This window comes from Armatimonas sp. (assembly GCF_964826245.1).
In genome coordinates this window covers 1-18,186 of record NZ_CBAYMC010000065.1, presented here as the reverse complement: position 1 = coordinate 18,186, position 18,186 = coordinate 1, and the positions used below count along the sequence as shown (strand labels likewise).

The following is an 18,186-nucleotide window of genomic DNA, read 5'->3' as shown; positions in this document are numbered from 1 at the left end:
CGTGGGGTTGCCGCCGTGCTCAGCCCGGACCGTGAGGTTCGTCGGGCCGATGTGGAGCGGGTTCTGGAGAGTGCGCGCCTGATCGTCTTGCCCCCCGACCGGGAGATCGTGCATGTCTTGCCGCGCTACTTCACCTTGGATGGTCAGGAAGGGATTAAAAACCCCGTCGGGATGTGCGGAACGCGCCTAGAGGTGGACACGCATATTGTCACCGGTGCCGCGGCACTTCTGCGCAATGTCTCGGCCTGTGTGGAAAAGACAGGACTGACGATTGAAGAGCTGATTTTAGAGCCCATGGCCTCCGGGGAAGCGGTTTTATTGCCCGCCGAGCGTGAGCTGGGTGTGGCGCTTTTGGACATTGGGGGTGGCACAACCGATATCGCGCTGTTCCGGCAGGGCGAGATCTGCCACTCCGCCGTGGTACCCGTCGGGGGAACGCTCGTCACCCGCGATGTGGCGGCGTTTCTACGGACATCGCTGGAGGAAGCGGAGCGGATCAAGTGCGCGGCAGGCTGTGCACAACCGGGGACACTATCGGAGGAGGAGTCACTGCCCTATGCGCTGCTGGGTAGTGAAGAGGCCGGTCAGGGTCGGGCAGCGCGGCGGGAGCTAGCAGAGGTAATCGAGGCACGCTGCACCGAGCAGATGCAGCTGGTCAAAAAAGAGCTTCTGCGGAGCAATTTATTCGACTCACTCCCGGCAGGAGTCGTGCTGTGCGGGGGAGGAGCGCTCCTCCCCGGGCTTGCGGAGCTCACCGAACAGCTTCTCGGAATGCCGGTGCGAGTAGGCTGTGTGCGAACCACAAGTGCGCAGGCAGCGGGCCTGACGACGCCAAGCTATGCGACAGCGTTCGGGCTGGTACAATGGGGAGCAAAACGGATCAAGCCTGTTAGGCGACTCCGTCCCCAAGGAGTTCTAGAGCGCTTCCGAGCGCTCCTCGCTCACAAAGGGCTAGGACATAATTTTTAATTAAACAAACATAAGTTTCGTAGGAGATCTGTGATATGAAACGAAACTTAACAAACAGTTTACATAAAAGCAGACTGGGAAATAGTCGAGAGGCAATTCATGGAAGGACGTGGTAGCGGGATGAGTAGTGCAACATTAGACCCGTTTGCGCGGATCAAGGTAATTGGGGTCGGTGGGGGCGGTCAAAACGCCGTCAACCGCATGATTGAGGCAGGGCTGGCGGGAGTCGAGTTCTGGGTGATGAATACCGATATTCAGGTACTCAAGACAACGGCGGCAGAGAACACCATGCAGCTGGGTGTTCGCCTAACCAATGGCCTCGGTGCAGGCGGTGATCCGGAGATCGGACGGGCCAGCGCTGAAGAGAGCAAGTCTGAGATTCAGAAGGCGCTTGATGGGGCCGACATGGTCTTTATCACAGCGGGTATGGGAGGTGGAACCGGAACGGGTGCTGCTGCGGTGATCGCTGAAGTCGCCCGAGACATGGGCATTCTGACGGTGGCCGTGGTCACCAAGCCTTTCCGCTTTGAGGGGCCACGTCGCGCCCGGCTCAGCGAAGAGGGCATTGACCGACTCAAGGCCCATGTGGACACCGTGATCGTCATCCCCAACGACCGACTGCTCAATGTGGTCGAGAAGCGTGCCACCCTTGTCGAAGCATTCAAAGAGGCGGATGAAGTTCTGCGTCAAGGCGTGGCGGGTATCTCCGATATCATCACCATCCCCGGACTCATCAACGTGGACTTTGCCGATGTGAAAGCTGTCATGCGCGATGCAGGCACGGCGCTGATGGGAATCGGCTTTGCCGAGGGCGATCACCGGGCTATCGAGGCAGCGCAAGCCGCCGTGAACTCCCCGCTTCTGGAGACCGAGATCTCGGGTGCACGCGCCGTTCTTGTCAATATCACCGCAGGGCCAGATCTAACCCTCGCCGAGGTCTACGAAGCCGCCGATCTGATCCGTGAGAAAACCGATGCTGAGGATGCCAATATCATCTTTGGTACCGTCGTAGATGCACGACTCCAGGGTGCGGTGCGGATCACGGTTCTGGCGACGGGCTTCCAGAACACGGGCAGCTCCAAGAAGGCCAGTATTCCCGCAGCGACCATGACCCCCACCCCCCCAAGCGCGACCCGGATGGACACGATCTTCTCACGCGGAGCCTCCACGGAGCCCGCTTTGGAGACGAGCACGGGCTCTGCTACCGGCTCAACAACGACCGCGACCGGTGTTGTCGAAGAGAAGCAAAAAGCCACAACGGCAACGGCGACGGACATGCTAGACATTCCAACATTCCTTCGCCGCCGCTAGGCACTCTCTCGGTGTTTTCCCGGCCACTCTGCCTCTCCCCGTTTCTTTAAGAAGAAGCGAGGAGAGGCTTTTTGGTTTCTAGGGGCTCAGCGGATTCAGAACGACCGGCCCAAGGAGCCCACTAGGTGCCACCGGCCACGAACTGGCATCGAAGTGCTTGTAGGCTAGGTTCACAAAGTTGATGTCGTAGAAGTTCTGCCAGACCACGCCGCGCTTATCTAGGTCGCGGATGCGGTTTGCAGCAAGGTTTGCCACTTCGATCTCTAGCACATTGCCCGTGGGTTTGGTAACCGTTAGCTCTAGCATGAACGGAGCCAGGATCAGCGTCCCCTGCTCTTCCCCATTGAGCCGCACCGAGGCACTCTCGCAGATACGTCCTAGATCCAGCATATAGCGCCCCGGCTTCGCATCAAAGACCGTGGTGTAGCGCGCCGTCCCAGAAAACGCCTCGTACGCTGCCCCCTGCTCGGTCCATGAGCCCAGCTTTTCGCACGAAAACGGCGGCGGCAGGCTTGGGCCACCCGTCAAAAAGCTCACTTCCCAGCCCACCAAGTTCTTCCCCCCTAGCCCCCGCCGAGCGGGGGAATCTATAGAAGAGCCGGTGATGAGGATCACAGAGCCATTGGGCGGGAGCTCGCGCCCTGCCTCATCGCCGGTGAGAGGACTCAGGCAGCGCCCGGTGGTGCTGGGGAGTGTAATAGGCTTCTGCGTCGGATTGACGACGAAGCGTACGGTCTCTCCGTTTAGCGTCCGCCGTAGGAGGCTCAGGCCCAGATCCGCAAGCGTCTCGCGCTTTGCTCCGGCTTGGGTGAGGGCGGCTTCCAGCTCTCGTTGCGGCGTAGGGCGCAGGCCGCGCTTTATGGTTTCCAGTTTGGCACGGCGCTCGGGGAGCCTGCCGAAGCCGGGAACATCGGTGGGGAGTGCGTCTAGGAAGAAGACGGGAATGCGTAGCTTTTTGAGGCGTGCCAGCGTCTCGGGTGGGATGTGCACTGTCTTGGGCACGACCACGGCTTTGTAGCGCTCGGGGAGCTTCTTGGCGAGCATGCGATCCGAGACGAAGTCAAACTGCCAGCCCCGGTCAAAGAGCTCTTGTGCCAGGGGGCCAAGGCTCTGCTTCTCCAGCCAGCCGCGCTGATGCACCGTGAGCTTCTCGATACGGCCTTTTTGAGAGTGGAGGAGATCGTGGTAGGGCCAGTAGAGCAAGACATCGCTGCCCGGCTCCCCGGCTTGCAAGAACGACTGGCAGCGCGTGATGTAGTCGTGGAGCGTTTTGGCATGCCGCCAGATCGGGTTGCGCGGGTTCATCTGCGTCGAGGCGTAGAACACCCAGCCTGGCCATGTGGCGTCATCGGGTGAGTAGATCGTCCCATGCCAGAAGATATGGTTGATCCCCGAGAGAAACATCTCGTCCACCAGCACTTTAAGGTCGCCCAGTGTCTCGGTGAAGTGCTCTTTGAGCCAGGTGCCCGTCTCCGCTGAGGCCAGCTTCTTGCCGGTCACATACGCCGCCGACGAGGCAAACTTGCTGACGAGAATGCTGCGATCGTCGTGGAACATCTCGGTCTCGGGGATATCGGCCAGCGCGTAGAGATCCAGTAAGTTCCCCGGCGCACCATGGGCTTCGTAGCGCGAGAGCATCCCGCGCCGCTTGCCCCACGCCATCCAGACCGGCTGGGCACGCTCGATCATTAAGTCCGAGTGTGTCTCGCGGTAGTCGGCCAAGATGCGCCTTGCTGCCTCATCACTGGCCTTAAATGCCTCGACGTGGTCTTGCAGCTTGTAGCCGTGCTTCTTCTCAAACGCCTCTAAGAGCTCGGGAGCCCAGTCGTTGTTGTACTCGTAGCTGTCTTGATAAATAGCACGGGGCAGTGGCCCTTTCCAGCCCGAGAAGGCGCGGGTGAAGCGCTCCATAAACCGACGGTGCGCCCGCTCCGATGCCGGGTTGAGCATCCAGCCCTCGCCGCCTGGGCCTGCTCGCTTGACTTTCTGACCACTCGGCTTGCTCGTCAGCGTGCCATCGGGGCGAATGACTAATGTCTGGTTGGCGTCTTCATCGCGCACGTTGGGGCCACCCAGACACCAGCCACAGCCCACGGACATGTCAATCCCCAGCCCCAGTCGCTCAGCCTCGAAGAGGGTGTGCTTGAGCAAGGCCAGCCAGCGCGGGCTGAGATATTGCACAAAGCGCTTCTCAAAGCCCTTCGCGCCGTAGATGGGAATGATGTGCACGCCCCCCATCCCCGCGTCTTTGTAGCGCGTCAGCTCATGGGTCAGGTTCTCTTCGTCGACGGCGCTGCCCATCCACCACCAGTAGGCCCAAGGGCGCGTCTCGTGGGTCATCGGCGGCCAGAGGCTTGGCTCTACACTCTCTTTTGTTATCATGAGAGAATTGTACCCTCCTCCCCCTGCCCCCGGGTACCCTCTGGGTGCCAATCCTGCGGAGGCAGGTTGGGGGAGGGGAGTCTCTCTATTACAGCGCCTCTGCATAATCTCCCCTCCTTTCCCCTTCCTCCCAAGTTTGGGAGGAGGGGCGGGGGAGGAGGGTATCCGAGGGCGCTACTTAAACGTCACGGGGCGCTTGACGTAGGTGGCGATCTCGTTGGCGAGGGTGAGGGCGTCGCGCTCTTCGTAGACTTCGTAGATGGGCTGCTCGTGGCCGTCGGTGTGGAGAAGGCTCAGGGCGTAGAGATAGCGTCCGGCGGCGTCTTTGCGCTCGTGGACGCGAATGGCCTCCACGCGGCGGAAGCGGGTGACGAGCTCGTTGTTGCGAAAGATCGTGCCATTGCGGGCGTTGAAGAGAAACGTGATCGGGGCCTTGTAGGCGCGGCATAGATACAGCGGGAAGCCGACAAGTAGCCCGATGGTGCAGAGCATCCAGAGAAAGCCGAAGTGGTTTTTCTTGGGGGCGAAGAAGTCGGTGACAGAGACCACGCCCCACTGTGCCGCGCCCTGGGTGGAGATCAGCCCCAGTATGAGAACACTGCTGGCCATGAAAGCAAAAAAGGCAAGCGCGTACCAGGTGAAGCTCCCCTGGTGCTGGAGGGTCACCGTGAGCTGCTCGCGCTGGCGCTCGACCAGAAAGGGGCCGACGGTGCGCGGGGTATCGAGTTCGGGCAGAGCCATGATCGCCATAAAAATCAGGGCTAGGGAGGAGGAGGGGGCACTCCAATGCCATTAGAGGGTGAGGGTGTCGAGCGAATGGTCACTGGGCCGGGGTCCTTGGGGAGCAGTGTTCCCCCACCCGCGCCACAACCCGCCACGAGAGCCAGCAAAACCAGCCAGAGAAATGCGCGTTTCATGTTTACGGTGTACCCGAATTCGACGCACAATGCAATAATTGTCCGTCAGGCTGCTTTTTTCAGCTCGGGCTTCGCTTTCTCCGCCTCTTGGAGCGCCTTCAAACGCTCTTTTGCCTGGTCAGCCGAGCTCTTCTTCCGGCCCAGAAAACTCTCCATCACTTTCGTTAGCTTGTTCATACCCATAAGTATCGGCCGGAATCTCGGGACGGGTATCGAGCAGGTAGGACTTGGGCGCGAATTGCTTGCTCAGGAGGGAGGTCAATGATGATACGCACGGCGAATTATACCGCCAGTTATGGAGACAACACAGTGGGAAGCAGCAGCGCGGCTTCGGGCGGCGGTGGAGAGTGCATCCAGTGGGCTGATTGAGCGTGAGGCGGTCGCGGAGGCGATTGCGCTGTGCGCGGTGGCGGGGGAGCACTTGCTGCTCATCGGGCCACCGGGAACGGCAAAGTCTGAGGCGGCGCGGCGCATGGCCAAGACACTCGGGGGGAGCTACTTTGAGTACTTGCTCGGGCGCTTCACTGAACCCAGCGAGCTTTTCGGCCCCATTGATCTGCGGCGACTACGCGAGGGTATTGTCGAGACCGAGACCAGCGGAATGCTCCCCGAGGCCGAGCTGGCGTTTCTGGATGAGATTTTCTTAGGCTCGACCGCGATCCTCAACACGCTTCTTGGCATTCTCAACGAGCGGACGTTTCGGCGCGGGAGCACGCAGCTCGCGGTGCCACTGCGGCTGTGTATCGGGGCCTCCAATGCCCTCCCCGACGAAGGCGCGCTGGCGGCGTTTGCCGATCGGTTTCTGGTGCGACTCTTTCTGGAGCCCGTCGCCGACCCGCTCTTGGAGGACTTGCTGGAGCAGGGCTGGATGAAGCAGAGCTTTGCGACCGAGCCCCTTGCCTCACTGACCGATTTGGACTCGCTGAGTGCAGCCAGCAAGACCGTGGACCTTGCGACCATTCGCCCGAAACTGGCCCAAGCGCTTCGCATGCTCCGTCAGGCGGGCATCACCCTCAGCGACCGCCGGGCGGTGCGCACCCAGCGCCTGATCGCCGCCGCCACAACGCTCGCAGGGCGTACCGAGGCCACACCCGCCGATCTCTGGCCCCTGATCTACGCCGTGCCCACCCGCGACGAGCAAGCGCTCGCCCGAGAGGCGCTCCGTCCCCTACTGGCCACCGCTGAGAACGTGGCGCTTCCCTACGCCGCGGAAGAGGCATCGCTAGGGCCGCTCGCCCGCGCCCAGCGGCTCTCGGGTGGCATTCGCAAGCTCCTCGCCGCTCCGCCTGCTGAGCCCGCCGCTCTTGCGGCTTGGAAGCTACGCCTCGAAGGGGCACTGCGCGAGATAGACGCAGGCTTTGCTCCGGAGCGCCTCCCAGAAGAGCTCACCCCGCTGCGCCAGAAGCTCATCGAGTGGGTCCGCGTGTGAGCGGCTCTCTTGGGTTGGAGTGGACGGATCGCGAGCCCCCCCTCGCCCCCGCAGGCCTTGTCGCCCTTGGCCCCGATGCGACGCTCCTCGCTGAGCGCCTGTCCCGGCTGGAGGCGAGCGTCACCAAACACTTGCTTGGGGTGATTTCCTCCCCCCTAACCCCCGCCGGGTACCCTCTGGGTGGGGGGGAATACAAAGAATCGGATTCCTCATTGTCCCCCCGCCGGGCGGGGGTTAGGGGGGAAACGGGCGAGAGTCTTCTCGCACTCCTCGGCCCGCACGACTGGCTACCGTGGAGCCCTGGCGTGATCTATCTCGCCCCCGATCCGAGCGTCCCCACACTGTTTCTGCCGACGACAAAGCGCCCCACGCTTCCTCCGGCTTTAGTGCTTGCAGCTCTCACACGCCGCTTCCCGGAGCTTCGTCCTCCCCTGGCGCTCTTGCCCGACTGCTGCTTCTCGCTCACCGATGCTTCCCCCCTTCGTGGGGGCCAGGGGGCTAGATGAGCCTCCCTCCTGCTCTGGCTCGCTGGGCGGAGCCGCTCGCGGTGCTCAATCCCATCTTAGCAAGCGCCCTCGGCCCTTTACTCCTTCGTCTTGCGGCGGCGTTTGGGCCGCTAGGAGGCGAGACGCGCAAGGGCGGCGACGAGCCCGATGGCTACGCAGGAATCACGCGCCGGGGAAAGCTGGAGCACCTGCTCACCACCGAATGGGGCCTGCTAGATACGGCTCCCGAGGAGTTTCTGCGCCGCCTGAGCCAGGGAGAGCTCTCTTTTCTGGAGCCCGAGCGCAAGGCCAATGCCCACGAGCGCCGCTGCTTGATTCTCTTTGACTGCGGCCCAGAGCAGCTCGGGGCTCCTCGAATTGCACAGCTCGCGGCGTGGATCGTGCTGGCTCAGCGGGCAGGAGCGGCGGGCGCGACACTTCAGTGGGCGAGCTTAGACAGCGCGCCCAAAGAGAGCGTCCTGCACACCGGCTTCGATGAGGCGACGGTTCGGGCGTTTCTCTGGGCGCGCACGACGGTTCAGGCCACGCCACGCCAGCTCTACGACTGGCGCAAGTTCGCGGAGTCGGCGCTGGGCTCCCCCGAGGAGCTGTGGCTCTTGGGCGGCCCGCGCTGGCTCGATGTCCCGATGGCGCGTGGCGTGCACCTGATGAGCACGCAGGAGACAGAAAGCTCTGAAAAGGGCGAGGCGCTGAACCTCACGCTTCGTCCGTCGGGCAAGAAGCTCCAGCTTGCGCTTCCGCCCCCCGACACCCAGGTCCGCCTGCTCCGCGACCCATTCACCCCAATCGGAGACAAGCCCGGCAAGGCGCGGGTATCGCCCCGGCAAGCCGTCGGCGCACTGGTCTGGCTCCCCGGCGGAAAGTTCGTCGCCGCCCGAGACAGCGCTGATACGGGCGTGCTAGTCTTCCCTATTCCCACCAAGCAAGGCGCATCCCTCGGCCCCGCCAAGCTCTACCAGCAACACTATGGAAAAATCCGTGCGATTGGGGGACATAACAATGCGATCTTCTGTGTTGCCAAGAGCGGCGATCAGCTTGAAATCCGGCTTATCAAAGGGAATATGCCCTCACTCCCAATAGGCAAAATTCCGCTCAATGAAGATTCCATACGTCTTCTGGACGATGCAGGATCAGAGCTGACCTCGGCAACGCTATGGCTTCAGGATAAAAGCCAAGGCCAGCTTATCCTCTGGTTTGAAATACTTGGTAAATCGCTGATACTGAGTCGCACCAAAAACAACGAGGCACAGAATTGGACTCCCACTCGTGCAACCTATCTTCCAGCCTTCGATGGCGCGTTTTTCGCAGGTTTATTCGACGGCGGCTCGCTGATCGGCTCCCACGATAAAACCAGTGTCCGCCTTGGCGATCCCAAACAAGCCCTACTCTTCGCCGGACCATCGCCGAAGGAATCTGTGGTGGTGAAGCGTGAAGATGGGCGGTGGTACTTGCCGCTGGAGAGCAAAGATATTGCGTTCCCGGCGCTTGACCCTGATGACACGATCCTGGGGGCGACGTACTTTGGGGGCCAGGTGCGGTTGGTGACGCTCAGCGAGGCAGGGCGGATCGTGCGTTTGGTGGGGCTGGGAAGCACGAAAACAATCACGGGAATCGGGGGGAAGATTGTGAGCGCCTCCGTCTCGCCCGATCTGCCGCTCGTGGCCTGCCTGCGCGAGAGTGGCGATCTCATGATCTGGGACTTAGAGACCAACGCGCGCCGCTGCCAGTTCCATGCGCCGCGCGAGACGTTCGAGGAGAGTGCATGATCCCACAGAAGCTTCTCCATCGCGGAACCGTTCCTGCGGCGGCGTTTCTCTTTGATCCCGCACTACTCCGCAAGGACGAAGCGCAAAAGCGTATTCTGGCGCTCTGGGAGCCAGGCGTGCGGGTCTGGCAGACGGAAGACGGGGCACTGCTCATGGTGCTCACCAAGCCACAAACCCTGGCAGCAAAGGCCGCGCCGGGCCTGCCTCTGGTGCGTGAGCGAGGTCACTTGCTTGCCCTTCCGCTCACGAAAGCCGAGTGGGATGAGCTACGCCCCGCGCCCGAGAGCCTGATCTACGCCCAGCGGGGGCACATCATGGCTCTCTCGCTGGCGGAGCTGACGGCCATCGAGCCTGCGGACTGGCTGGCGCTGGAGAGCATCGCCTTTGTGCCCACGAAGCCTCTCATCGAGCCTGTGCCCACTGTCGAGGCCCCAATTGGTGAGGTGCTGGCACCGCTCAAGACGCTGCAGATCGTCCCGACCAACCCCGCCACCGCTGCCGCCCGCGCCGCGCTCCTGCGCTCGCTCAACCAGGCTCCCACAACGATACAAAAGACAACGAGCACACCAAGCTCTTTCTCTTTGCTGGAGCGCTGGGGCCGGGTGCTCCTCGACTTTTTACGCCCCACCACGCCGTCCTCGGGAAGCGCCAGCACGACCGATAGGCTCCGCAGTACGATCCAGGAGCAGGTCTTCTCGCCGGGTCAATTAGAGGCCATCTCCCGCCAGAACGCGGAGTTTCTTCAGAAGATGCTGGAGCTTTTTGAGAAAGGCCAGTGGCAGGAGGCGCTCCAGCACGCGATCCCGCTGGGCAAGCCGGGCGAGAGCGACGATACCCCTGCCGGTTTTGCCTTTCTCAAGCCACGCGATCAGCTGGTGATTAGCCCGACGCCCACTCAGGCCAGCTCCGCGCTTCCCTGGGATGGCCTACACGGGGGCTTCAAGCAGCTTTACCGCGAGGCTGTCGAGAGGCTAAAAAATGAGGGACGCTTTGAGGAAGCCGCCTATGTACTGGCTGAGCTGCTCCGTGAGGACGAAGAAGCGGTCTCGTTTCTGGAGCGCCACGGGAAGCTCCGCCTCGCCGCGGAGATGGCCGAGGCACGTAATCTCCCACCCGCGCTGATCGTCCGGCAGTGGTGGCTGGCCGGGGAGAAAGAGCGCGCCATCGCCATTGCCCGCCGCTCACAGTGCTTCTCCGATGCGATCTTCCGTCTGGAGCGCAGCCAGCACACCGCCGCCGCGGAGACCCTCAGAGTAGAGTGGGCACAGCTCCACGCCGAGTGGGGCGACTATGCTCGCGCGGTCTCCACGATTGAGAACGTCGAAACCGCCCGCCCGCTGGCAAAGCGCTGGGCAGAACGGGGAGCCGAGCTGGGAGGGGTGGGCGGAGCGCAGCTCCTGGCACGCCTTCTGATCTGGAGCGAGAACGAAAACGAGTCCGCGCCTTGGCGGGAGAAGGCAAGTGCCGTTGTTGCCGATCCACGCGCCGTTTCAGAGCGTACCTACTTACTTGGGCCGCTCTTCTTAGAAGGCAAGGATCGTCCCGAACTCTTACCACTATTCCGTGCTGGGCTCCGGGCTGTCCTCGCGGATCAGGGTTCAGGTGCAACAAATCTCCTCAAGCCCGACGTAGCGACCCGCTGGGCTAGAGCTGCAAAGCTCCCTGCGCTAGAGGCGGATCTTCCCGCACTGACTCCCAAGCCTCAGCCTGCACTTTTCGACCGCACCGAGCCGCTGGAGATCCGAATTGAGGGCGGCGATACGGGCACTGTCCCGATTGTGGACGCGGCGTATCTCCCGGACGGACGGACGCTGGCAGCATTAGGCGAGGCGGGGGTCTTGCTGCTCAGTCATGATGGGCGCATTCTCCATCGCTTCGAGCTCCCAGCGACCTCTCTGGTCATCGGCAAGACCGGCGCACGGGCGATTGCGCTGGCCCACCGCGACGATAGCCAGAGGGTGCATGTGCTGGACCTAGGAACCCGAAAAACCACCGACTGGGGCGAGCTCTCGCTGCTCTGCTGGGAGACGGCACTCAGTGAGGGCACTTGGCGGGTCGCACGCAATGGCCAGCTTCTGACGCTCGACACGCTCTCTCCCACGCCAAAAGCGCTCACGATCACCGAGACCAAAGAGCCGACTCTTGCCCTCAGCCCCGGCAGCGGGGTTCTGAGCCTAGACGATGGTCGTTTTGTGCTCTGGACCGAGGCAGCGCCCACGCGCCGCCAGGAGATTCCGTTCTCCGGAGGAACATTTGAGCTCACCGACCAGAGTGTCTACTGGCTCCAGACCGACGATGACGAAGAGCTGAGCCTCTTTGGCGAGCCTGCCGTGGTGCTCTATGGCCAGACGGGGCCGCTCCACCGCAGCTGTGTGATTGGGGAACCCGGAGACACGCCTGCGGGGCTGGCCGCCATGCGCCTCGGGGTCAATGAGCTGACACTGAGTGCGCTGCGTGACCCTCTTGGCATCACGGCACTGGTGTGCTTTAGCACTGCCAAGGGCCTGCGTGGCCCCGTCCTCCAGCTCCGGCTCTCCGGGGCAGAGCGCGTGCGGCTACGCGCCACGCCTGAGGCCCTCACCCTCGCCGACTCTCAGGGACGTATTCTCGTGATCCATCCCGTCACCGGCCAGCTCGTGCGCGATCTGCGGGTTCGGCTGTAAACTGCGCCTGTTATGTCTATGACACCTCAACGGCAAATCACGCTCCGCTTTCTGGCGGAGCCCACCGATGTGAACTTCGGCGGAAAAGTCCACGGCGGCGCGGTGATGAAGTGGATTGACCAGGCGGGCTATGCCTGCGCCGTGGGCTGGAGCGCCCACTACTGCGTCACGGTCTATGTCGGCGGCATCCGCTTCGAGCGCCCGATTATGATTGGCCACGTGGTGGAAGTGGCCGCCAAGGTGATCTACACGGGCCGCACCAGCATGCACCTCGCCGTGGATGTCTCGGCAGGCGACCCACGCTCAGGTAGCGTCTCCCTCACCACGCACTGCCTCATGGTCTTTGTGGCAATGGACGAGAACAATAAGCCCATCGCCGTGCCCAAGTGGACTCCCGAGACCGACGAAGACCGCACGTTAGAGCGCTACGCCACCCGCATGATGGAGCTACGCCAGCAGATCGCCGACGAAATCCAGCCGCTCAAGCCGTAGTCCCGCCGATCAGAACGGCAGGACTGGATAGCGTCGCAGGCTCCGCTACAAAGGGCGTGCCGCCCATCAATCAAAGTAAACTCGGGATGGCCGGAACGGCCTTCGTAGCCGCAGGCTCTCCAGTCTGGCCGTTCTAATCGGCCGGAGCTCCAGTCCCGCCCCTCCAACGGGCGGGACTACCCCAACCATCCTCGGAGCGTCGCCAAGTCCCAGCAGTTGAGCACATCACTTGCTTCCAGCCCCGCGCGGCGGGCGATGCACAGACCCCACGAGAGATTGCCCAGCGATTTTGTCGAGTGGGCATCGCAGTTGATCGCGATCTTCACGCCCGCCGCCTTCGCTTTCTTCACGTGCTCGTCGCACAGATCCATGCGCTCGGGCGACGCGTTGATCTCCAGCGCTTTCCCGTACTTCGCCGCCGCCTGGATCACCGCGTCAATATCCAGCGCATACCCCTCGCGCTGGCCCATGATCCGCCCGGTCGGGTGCCCCAGAATGTCCACGTGCGGGCTGGCGAGCGCCGCGCAAATCCGCGCCGTCATCGCCGCCTCGTCCTCTTTGTAGCGCATGTGGACACTCGCCACGACAATATCCAGCTTCTCTAAAACCTCGTCGTCCATGTCCAGCGTCCCGTCCTTGAGGATGTCCACCTCCAGCCCGGAAAGAATCGCCAGCCCCCGCGCCGCAAACTCCGGGCGTAGGCTCTCGATCTCCTCCAATTGCGCCAGCACACGCTCGCGGCTAAGGCCATTGGCAATCGCCAGCAGCGGCGAGTGGTCGGTGATCGCAAGATACGCATAGCCCCGCTCCAGCGCCGCCTCCGCCATCTCCCGCACCGACGCCGTCCCATCCGACCAGGTCGTGTGCTCGTGAAGCTGGCCCTTAAAATCCGCCTCCGTGATGAGCTTAGGCAGCTTGCCCGCCTTGGCAAGCTCGATCACATCGGGCCAGTCGTACAGTTCTTCGGGAACTGCTTCCCATTCCCAGTTAAGCTCCTTCATAAATTGTTCGACCAACTCGTTCCCGCCAGCACAACGCAATGTAAAAACCTTCGCCGTGATGTTAGAGCCATGATGCTCTCCTTCAGCTACTTGTAGCCGCATCTCAGTTTCCATCCACTGGGGATTTTTCAACTTGAACTCTGCAATAGCAGCTTGGGCACTAGGGGTTGATGCTTCCGCGAGAACAATATTATTTCTTCGCGGGTTAATAGACTCCCGCCCCAGCCGTAGCTCTCCGGCGATCTCAACGCGCTCAACGCCCTCAACCTTCCGTAGCTCTGTCGCCAGCTTTTCGGCCAATGGCAAGGCCCAGCGTCTTGGCATCTTCTCGTTCAGGCGCTTCCAGGCTTCGATTTTCTCCAGCAACTTTGTCTCCTTGGCCGCGCCGAACCCGGCGACGGCTCGGACGCGTTGCTCGCGGCAGGCGGCTTCGAGCGCCTCGACACTCGTGACCTCCAGCGCCTCCCAGAGCGCCTTGGCGGTGCGCGGGCCGACACCAGGGACACTCGCCATTTTCACAACGCCTACAGGCACCGAGTCCTTGATGCGCTCCCAGATCGCCGTCGTTCCCGTGGCGAGAAAGTCCGCCGTCTTGCTGGCGATGGCCTCGCCAAAGCCGGGAAGCTCGCGTAGCTTGCCACGCTCGTGGATGGTCGCGAGGTCGTCTTCGAGGTCGTCAATCGTCTCGGCGGCGACACGGTAGGCGCGCACTTTGAAGACATTCTCGCCCTGGATCTCCAAAATATCCGCGATGGCTTCGAAGCGCCGCGCGATCTCGTAGTTGGTCATGGGGGGATTGTACCCTCCTCCGTTTTCCCTCCTCCGTTTTCCCTCCTCCCAATCCTGGGAGGAAGGGGAAACGGAGGGGGTTCCGGAGGCCCATTCATGGGTCTTGCCGACCACCCAAAGGGTACCCGGCGGGCCGATTTAGCCGCCCAACATGGATAATGATACGCCCAAAATCCGGGGTAAAATGCCACATGGCAGTGCAGCAGAAACAGAAGAAGCCCACCCCACGAAGTTTCCGCCTTACCGTGGCGGATTGGGGACTGATGGTCGTGCATCTGATTCCGGGGGGCTTCTTTGCCACCCTCCTCCTGCCGTACCTGCGGCACTTCCCCTTCCCACTTGGCCTCCCCTATGTTCTCATCGCGGCGGCTCTTTCACTCGCCACCTTGGGCTATCTGGGAGCCAGCCTCACCCTGCTGCTCCGTCTTCGCCGTGCTGCCGCTGTCTTAGAGCTTCTCTGCACGCTTGCCTGGTGGTGCGGCGCTGCATACTTTTGGCTTGAGACGACTCCCGATCAGCGTCTCCATCCCCTCATGCTTGTCTGGGTTGGAGGGATGGCTCTGATCGGAGTCTTTCATCTCCTGATTGCAAGCTGGCTCTGGCGCTTTCGGCATGAGGAGGAAGAGTAGCCGATGTTACAGCAACAAAAACAGCGCGAGCTGCCAACCAAGAAAGCACGCCTTCATCCTCTGGAGCTCGTCCTTGGGTGGGTAAACCTCCTCTTTGGGAGCATCAGTTTTCTGTTCTTTTGGCTTCGGTACTACCAAGACTGGTCCAGATACCGAGGCCAAATCGCCATATTGGCCGTTTTTGGGGCTGTTCTGCTCGGAATACTGCTCGCAGCGCTTGCCGGTCTTTTTGTCCTCTGTCGCGCACGTCGGCTGGCGCGGGGGATGTTATATGCTGCCCAGCTTCTTACGATACTCATACTTGGCATCATCCTCTACTATCGCTGGGACAACTACGACCAAGCGATGTGGATTGAAGTTGTGAGTATATTCGCGACAACACTCTGGTTCTTTGGGTTTGCGTCGTTTATCAAAAAGCAGGAGGAGAGTGAACGAGACTAAGCGAAGAGTAGTGCATGCTGACCGAGACCCAACGGGCCACGCTGGCCGCTTTTGCCGATCTGATTGTCCCGCCCGACGATGCGCCGGGTGGTGCGGAGGCGGGAGCCGTGGCGTTTGTGGAGGACTTGCTCAAGCGCGAGCTGGCTCCTCGCGCTGCCGAGTACGCCGCGTTTTTGGATGTGCTGGCAGAGAGTGGGAGGGAGTTTTTGCCTGAGCTAGTCGCCTCCCCGATCTTCAAGCTCGCCGTGGAGACGATTCAAGAGGCGTACTGGACAAGCGAGATGGGCAAGCAAGCCGTTGGCTTTGTGGAAAAAGATTGACAGGCCAAACAAAGCGCGGTATGCTGTTCAGGTTGTCTGGCGCAGGTGAGGCCGTCGTCAGACAGGACAAGATTTTGTGCCGCAGAGGCGGAGGAGGATTGGAGTCGGCAAGACGAAGCAAGCGCTAGTTTTTCATCGAACCCCTTCCCTGCCCTGCGTGTGACGATCCCGTCCAAACCGCGGGGTTTTTGTTTGCCCCAGAATAAAGCATTCCCCTGCTGTCTTTAAGGCAGTAGTGAAAGAAAATCAGGAGCTTAAAGGCCGTTTATGCCAACCATCAGTCAGCTAGTGCGCAAGGGACGAAAGCGCGTTATTAAGAAGAGCAAGTCGCCCGCCATGAAGGGAAACCCGCAGAAGCGCGGCGTTTGTGTCGTCGTCCGTACGATGACCCCTAAGAAACCTAACTCTGCCCTTCGCAAGATCGCCCGTGTGCGTCTCAGCAACGGAATCGAAGTCACGGCCTACGTGCCGGGCATCGGACATAACTTACAAGAGCACTCCGTCGTCATGATCCGCGGCGGTCGTGTCAAAGACCTACCCGGTGTGCGCTACCATATTCTGCGCGGTACTCTGGATACACAGGGCACCAAGGACCGCAAGTCCAGCCGCAGCAAGTACGGCACCAAGCGGCCTAAACCAGGCGCAGCAGCGGCTCCGGCGAAAGGAAAGAAATAAATGCCACGTAAAGGCTCTATCCCCCCCCGCCGTATCGCGCCGGATCCCATCTACCACCAGGTAATGGTCTCCCGCTTTATCAACCGACTCATGCTCGATGGCAAGAAGTCGGTCGCAGAGAAGATCTTCTACTCTGCACTGGAAAAAGTCGAGGCCCGCGCCGGTCGTCCCGGTATCGAGGTCTTCAACGACGCTCTGCGCAACGTCATGCCTGTCGTCGAGGTCAAGCCTCGTCGTGTCGGTGGTGCTACCTACCAGGTGCCTATCGAGGTCAAGTCGCCGCGTAAAGAGGCCGTGGGCATCCGCTGGATGATCACGTTCGCTCGCCGCCGTAATGGCCGCAGCATGGTGGACAAGCTCTCTGCGGAGATCTTAGACGCTGCCAACAAGCAGGGCGGCGCGGTTCGTCGGCGTGAAGAAGGCTTTAAGATGGCTGAGGCCAACAAGGCATTCTCACACTATCGGTTCTAGGTGGCTTAACAAAGCCCTCGCCGCCTGGACCGAAAAGGCCAGGCGGCGTTTCGCTGTCTGGTAGATTTCAGGGTCGAAGTAGGGCAGACATCGGAAGGAAACAGGAAAAATGGCAAGAGACTACTCTCTCGAAAATACGCGAAATATCGGCATTGCTGCACACATTGATGCAGGAAAGACCACGACCACAGAGCGTGTCCTACTCTACACCGGAGTCAACTACAAGATCGGTGAAGTCCACGACGGCACCGCCACCATGGACTGGATGGAGCAAGAGCGCGAGCGCGGTATCACGATTACCTCCGCTGCGACCACTTGTTTCTGGGGTCTGGACGGCTACGACGAAAAAGAGGACAAGAAGAAGTTCGATGATGGCGCACGTAAGAACACGCACCGCATCAACATCATTGACACCCCCGGCCACGTCGACTTTACCGTTGAAGTAGAGCGCTCGATGCGCGTCTTAGATGGCGCGGTCGCGGTGTTCTGCGCCGTCGGTGGTGTGCAGCCGCAGTCCGAGACCGTCTGGCGCCAGGCCAATAAGTATAAAGTGCCCCGCGTTGCGTTCGTCAACAAGATGGACCGCGCCGGTGCTGACTTCTTAACGGTCGTTCGCCAAGTCAAAGAGCGCCTGGGTGCCAAGCCCGTGCCGCTTCAGCTCCCGATTGGTGCCGAGGCAGACTTCAAGGGCATCGTGGATCTGATCACGATGAAGGCCTTCAACTACTCCGATGACTTCGGCAAGAAGCCGCTGGAAGTTCCGATCCCTGCCGAGATGCGCGACCAGGTGGACGAGTACCGTGCACTCTTAGTCGAAGAAGCCGCCAGCATTGACGAGACCCTGATGGAGAAGTACTTGGAAGGCGAAGAGCTGACCATTGACGAGATCCGTATGGCGATCCGCAAGGGCACTCTCTCCATGGAGATCACCCCGATGATCTGTGGCTCCGCGTTCAAGAACAAGGGCGTCCAGTCCATGCTCGATGCGGTGATCTACTACCTGCCCTCACCGGTAGACGTAGACGCAGTGCCGGGGATCAACCCGGACACCGAGGAGGCCGACGAGCGCAAGCCGGGCGACAACGAGCCGTTCTCTGCGCTTGCCTTCAAGCTCATGAACGACCCGCACGTCGGAAACCTGACGTTCTTCCGTGTGTACTCGGGCACCCTCACCAAGGGCAGCTATGTCTACAACGCCACCAAGGGCAAGAAAGAGCGCGTCAGCCGCATCCTTCAGATGCACGCCAACAAGCGTGAGGAGATTGATGTGGTGTACTCGGGCGATATTGCCGCCGCTGTGGGTCTTTCCGACACCACGACGGGCGATACGCTGGCCGATGAGAAGAAGCCGATCATCCTGGAGTCCATGAGCTTCCCAGAGCCGGTTATCGAGATGAGCATCGAGCCCAAGACCAAGGCCGACCA

Annotated in this window: 18 protein-coding genes; 13 read left to right on the top strand and 5 right to left on the bottom strand. The window is 61.3% G+C overall.

The features are described from left to right. On the top strand, positions 1-969 hold a 969-nt coding region (gene ftsA, locus AC1XOS_RS08490; protein WP_481961786.1), incomplete at its 5' end, for a cell division protein FtsA. A 120-nt stretch (positions 970-1,089) separates the two neighbouring features. Beyond that, the gene (ftsZ, locus tag AC1XOS_RS08485) at positions 1,090-2,280 is read left to right on the top strand and encodes a cell division protein FtsZ (RefSeq protein WP_481961785.1); all 1,191 of its coding nucleotides are present in this window, start codon (positions 1,090-1,092) and stop codon (positions 2,278-2,280) included. A 78-nt stretch (positions 2,281-2,358) separates the two neighbouring features. On the opposite strand, the gene AC1XOS_RS08480 is transcribed toward ftsZ, so the two are convergent. From AC1XOS_RS08480 to AC1XOS_RS08465, 4 genes are all read right to left on the bottom strand, one after another. Then, positions 2,359-4,662, bottom strand: coding sequence for a glycosyl hydrolase (locus AC1XOS_RS08480; protein WP_481961784.1), 2,304 nt, complete (start codon positions 4,660-4,662; stop codon positions 2,359-2,361). Positions 4,663-4,836: 174 nt separating this feature from the next. Further along, positions 4,837-5,403 (bottom strand): hypothetical protein, encoded by a 567-nt coding sequence (locus AC1XOS_RS08475; RefSeq protein WP_481961783.1) that lies wholly within the window; start codon positions 5,401-5,403, stop codon positions 4,837-4,839. A gap of 20 nt (positions 5,404-5,423) precedes the next feature. Beyond that, positions 5,424-5,579, bottom strand: a complete 156-nt coding sequence (locus AC1XOS_RS08470) for a hypothetical protein (protein WP_481961782.1) — start codon at positions 5,577-5,579, stop codon at positions 5,424-5,426. A 45-nt stretch (positions 5,580-5,624) separates the two neighbouring features. Further along, complete coding sequence (locus tag AC1XOS_RS08465; RefSeq protein WP_481961781.1) at positions 5,625-5,756, bottom strand: hypothetical protein; 132 nt, start codon at positions 5,754-5,756, stop codon at positions 5,625-5,627. A 118-nt stretch (positions 5,757-5,874) separates the two neighbouring features. Here AC1XOS_RS08465 and AC1XOS_RS08460 point away from each other — a divergent pair, with 118 nt between their 5' ends. From AC1XOS_RS08460 to AC1XOS_RS08440, 5 genes are read left to right on the top strand one after another with little or no spacing between them, the layout of a single operon-like run. After that, positions 5,875-7,008, top strand: coding sequence for an AAA family ATPase (locus AC1XOS_RS08460; protein WP_481961780.1), 1,134 nt, complete (start codon positions 5,875-5,877; stop codon positions 7,006-7,008). Then, positions 7,005-7,514 (top strand): bpX5 domain-containing protein, encoded by a 510-nt coding sequence (locus AC1XOS_RS08455; RefSeq protein ID WP_481961779.1) that lies wholly within the window; start codon positions 7,005-7,007, stop codon positions 7,512-7,514. Before AC1XOS_RS08460 ends, AC1XOS_RS08455 begins: the two co-directional genes overlap by 4 nt. Then, the gene (locus tag AC1XOS_RS08450; protein WP_481961778.1) at positions 7,511-9,280 is read left to right on the top strand and encodes a WD40 repeat domain-containing protein; all 1,770 of its coding nucleotides are present in this window, start codon (positions 7,511-7,513) and stop codon (positions 9,278-9,280) included. Before AC1XOS_RS08455 ends, AC1XOS_RS08450 begins: the two co-directional genes overlap by 4 nt. Beyond that, entirely contained in the window at positions 9,277-11,943 is a 2,667-nt protein-coding gene (locus tag AC1XOS_RS08445; RefSeq protein ID WP_481961777.1) for a bpX6 domain-containing protein, read from the top strand. The genes AC1XOS_RS08450 and AC1XOS_RS08445 overlap by 4 nt, the downstream gene beginning before the upstream one ends. A 12-nt stretch (positions 11,944-11,955) precedes the next feature. After that, on the top strand, positions 11,956-12,435 hold the full coding sequence (locus AC1XOS_RS08440; RefSeq protein WP_481961776.1) for an acyl-CoA thioesterase: 480 nt from the start codon (positions 11,956-11,958) through the stop codon (positions 12,433-12,435). Positions 12,436-12,611: 176 nt separating this feature from the next. Here the strand turns inward: AC1XOS_RS08440 and AC1XOS_RS08435 are convergent, their stop codons facing one another. Next, on the bottom strand, positions 12,612-14,225 hold the full coding sequence (locus AC1XOS_RS08435) for a PHP domain-containing protein (protein WP_481961775.1): 1,614 nt from the start codon (positions 14,223-14,225) through the stop codon (positions 12,612-12,614). Positions 14,226-14,416: 191 nt separating this feature from the next. On the opposite strand from AC1XOS_RS08435, the gene AC1XOS_RS08430 reads away from it, so the two are divergent. From AC1XOS_RS08430 to fusA, 6 genes are all read left to right on the top strand, one after another. Next, complete coding sequence (locus tag AC1XOS_RS08430; RefSeq protein WP_481961774.1) at positions 14,417-14,854, top strand: hypothetical protein; 438 nt, start codon at positions 14,417-14,419, stop codon at positions 14,852-14,854. A gap of 3 nt (positions 14,855-14,857) precedes the next feature. Then, complete coding sequence (locus tag AC1XOS_RS08425) at positions 14,858-15,295, top strand: hypothetical protein (RefSeq protein WP_481961773.1); 438 nt, start codon at positions 14,858-14,860, stop codon at positions 15,293-15,295. Positions 15,296-15,309: 14 nt separating this feature from the next. Then, positions 15,310-15,615, top strand: a complete 306-nt coding sequence (locus tag AC1XOS_RS08420; protein WP_481961772.1) for a gluconate 2-dehydrogenase subunit 3 family protein — start codon at positions 15,310-15,312, stop codon at positions 15,613-15,615. 267 nt (positions 15,616-15,882) lie between these two features. After that, positions 15,883-16,290 (top strand): 30S ribosomal protein S12, encoded by a 408-nt coding sequence (gene rpsL / locus AC1XOS_RS08415; protein WP_481961771.1) that lies wholly within the window; start codon positions 15,883-15,885, stop codon positions 16,288-16,290. Further along, the gene (gene rpsG / locus AC1XOS_RS08410; RefSeq protein WP_481961770.1) at positions 16,291-16,761 is read left to right on the top strand and encodes a 30S ribosomal protein S7; all 471 of its coding nucleotides are present in this window, start codon (positions 16,291-16,293) and stop codon (positions 16,759-16,761) included. 109 nt (positions 16,762-16,870) lie between these two features. Then, the coding region (gene fusA / locus AC1XOS_RS08405) for an elongation factor G (protein ID WP_481961769.1) at positions 16,871-18,186 on the top strand (1,316 nt) is incomplete at its 3' end.

What these genes read in the sequence shown, in the direction of transcription:
- ftsZ (WP_481961785.1), top strand. Translation starts at nt 1,090, where the DNA reads ATGAGTAGTGCAACATTAGACCCGTTTGCGCGGATCAAGGTAATTGGG.
- AC1XOS_RS08480 (WP_481961784.1), bottom strand. Translation starts at nt 4,662, where the DNA reads ATGATAACAAAAGAGAGTGTAGAGCCAAGCCTCTGGCCGCCGATGACC.
- AC1XOS_RS08475 (WP_481961783.1), bottom strand. Translation starts at nt 5,403, where the DNA reads ATGGCTCTGCCCGAACTCGATACCCCGCGCACCGTCGGCCCCTTTCTG.
- AC1XOS_RS08470 (WP_481961782.1), bottom strand. Translation starts at nt 5,579, where the DNA reads ATGAAACGCGCATTTCTCTGGCTGGTTTTGCTGGCTCTCGTGGCGGGT.
- AC1XOS_RS08465 (WP_481961781.1), bottom strand. Translation starts at nt 5,756, where the DNA reads ATGAACAAGCTAACGAAAGTGATGGAGAGTTTTCTGGGCCGGAAGAAG.
- AC1XOS_RS08460 (WP_481961780.1), top strand. Translation starts at nt 5,875, where the DNA reads ATGGAGACAACACAGTGGGAAGCAGCAGCGCGGCTTCGGGCGGCGGTG.
- AC1XOS_RS08450 (WP_481961778.1), top strand. Translation starts at nt 7,511, where the DNA reads ATGAGCCTCCCTCCTGCTCTGGCTCGCTGGGCGGAGCCGCTCGCGGTG.
- AC1XOS_RS08445 (WP_481961777.1), top strand. Translation starts at nt 9,277, where the DNA reads ATGATCCCACAGAAGCTTCTCCATCGCGGAACCGTTCCTGCGGCGGCG.
- AC1XOS_RS08440 (WP_481961776.1), top strand. Translation starts at nt 11,956, where the DNA reads ATGTCTATGACACCTCAACGGCAAATCACGCTCCGCTTTCTGGCGGAG.
- AC1XOS_RS08435 (WP_481961775.1), bottom strand. Translation starts at nt 14,225, where the DNA reads ATGACCAACTACGAGATCGCGCGGCGCTTCGAAGCCATCGCGGATATT.
- AC1XOS_RS08430 (WP_481961774.1), top strand. Translation starts at nt 14,417, where the DNA reads ATGGCAGTGCAGCAGAAACAGAAGAAGCCCACCCCACGAAGTTTCCGC.
- AC1XOS_RS08425 (WP_481961773.1), top strand. Translation starts at nt 14,858, where the DNA reads ATGTTACAGCAACAAAAACAGCGCGAGCTGCCAACCAAGAAAGCACGC.
- AC1XOS_RS08420 (WP_481961772.1), top strand. Translation starts at nt 15,310, where the DNA reads ATGCTGACCGAGACCCAACGGGCCACGCTGGCCGCTTTTGCCGATCTG.
- rpsL (WP_481961771.1), top strand. Translation starts at nt 15,883, where the DNA reads ATGCCAACCATCAGTCAGCTAGTGCGCAAGGGACGAAAGCGCGTTATT.
- rpsG (WP_481961770.1), top strand. Translation starts at nt 16,291, where the DNA reads ATGCCACGTAAAGGCTCTATCCCCCCCCGCCGTATCGCGCCGGATCCC.